Raw genomic sequence first — 1,057 nt, 5'->3', positions numbered from 1 at the left:
GTCGATGACGGGCCACCTGCTGGGTGGCGCGGGTGGCCTGGAGTCGGTGTTCACCGTGCTCGCGATCCACAAGCAGGTCTCGCCGCCGACGATCAACATCTTCAACCAGGATCCGGAATGCGACCTGGACTTCTGCGCCAACACGGCACGGGACATGAAGATCGATTACGCGGTGAAGAACTCGTTCGGTTTCGGCGGTACCAACGGTACTTTGGTTTTCGCCAAAATCTAAGCGATAGCTGACCGAACTTTTTAACGCCCATTCCTGTCCAAGGGATGGGCGTTTGTCTTTTCTGGCCGAGCGATCACAAGCGTGACGTGGCCGGCGCCCCCCATCAACTCTGAAAGCATCCGATGTCGATCGCGGTGTCCGCGCTCGTCAGGCCGTCGCGCATCCAGCGTCTCGTGTGGGGCGGCTGCGGCCTGGCGCAATGCGCGTCGGCAGTGGCCGTCGGCCTGCTGGCGCCGGAACGTTTCCTGTGCCCGTCTGTCGTGGCGCTCGCACTGGCCGGCGCCGGCGCGGCCGTACTGGCTGCGGTGGAGGGGCCGGCAAAGACGCACCGGATTGATATTTCTGGAACCGGCGACTTGCGCGTAACGGTACAACAGGGCGTGGGCGACGCTCCGGCGTGGGACGCTCGACAGGGCGTCCGGGCGGTTTTGCTGCCGGGCTCGGTCGTCTGGCCGATGCTGATGTTGCTGCGGCATGCGGTGCCGGGCGCGAGGCCGCGGGTCGTGGCCGTGTGGCGCGACAGCGTCGACGCCGAGGCCTGGCGTGCGCTGGCCGTCGCGCTGGCAGTGGTCGGCCGGCGCGGAAATGCAGACGAAGGATGCGTAGACACGACGAACATATTGCAGCGGACCAACTCTTAAGGAAACGTCACCCCGGCGCACATGTCGTCAGCGCCCAACGGGATTTCCACGTTTCCACACACAGGGACGCCGCCGCAGCCAACGGGGCATTGCAGTGACGACCGAACGCGAATGTGATCAACTGCTGGTTGAGCGCGTCCAGGCGGGCGATCGCCGGGCGTTCGACCTGCTGGTGGCGAAATAC

1 protein-coding gene and 2 pseudogenes are annotated in these 1,057 nt (G+C 65.1%); all 3 read left to right on the top strand.

The genetic code is table 11. The features are described 5' to 3' along the window. Positions 1–232, top strand: a pseudogene (locus tag AC1DYX_RS31435) (beta-ketoacyl-ACP synthase II); the annotation flags it as partial. 122 nt (positions 233–354) lie between these two features. Then, the gene (locus AC1DYX_RS31430) at positions 355–873 is read left to right on the top strand and encodes a hypothetical protein (protein WP_477266167.1); all 519 of its coding nucleotides are present in this window, start codon (positions 355–357) and stop codon (positions 871–873) included. A 94-nt stretch (positions 874–967) separates the two neighbouring features. Next, positions 968–1,057, top strand: a pseudogene (locus tag AC1DYX_RS31425) (RNA polymerase sigma factor RpoE); the annotation flags it as partial.

The organism is Massilia sp. P2_C2 (assembly GCF_056404615.1).
The sequence above is the reverse complement of the archived record's forward strand: the minus strand, read 5'-3'. Positions and strand labels throughout refer to the sequence as shown.

Excerpts from the sequence above, each read along its gene's own strand:
- AC1DYX_RS31430 (WP_477266167.1), top strand. The coding sequence starts at position 355 with ATGTCGATCGCGGTGTCCGCGCTCGTCAGGCCGTCGCGCATCCAGCGT.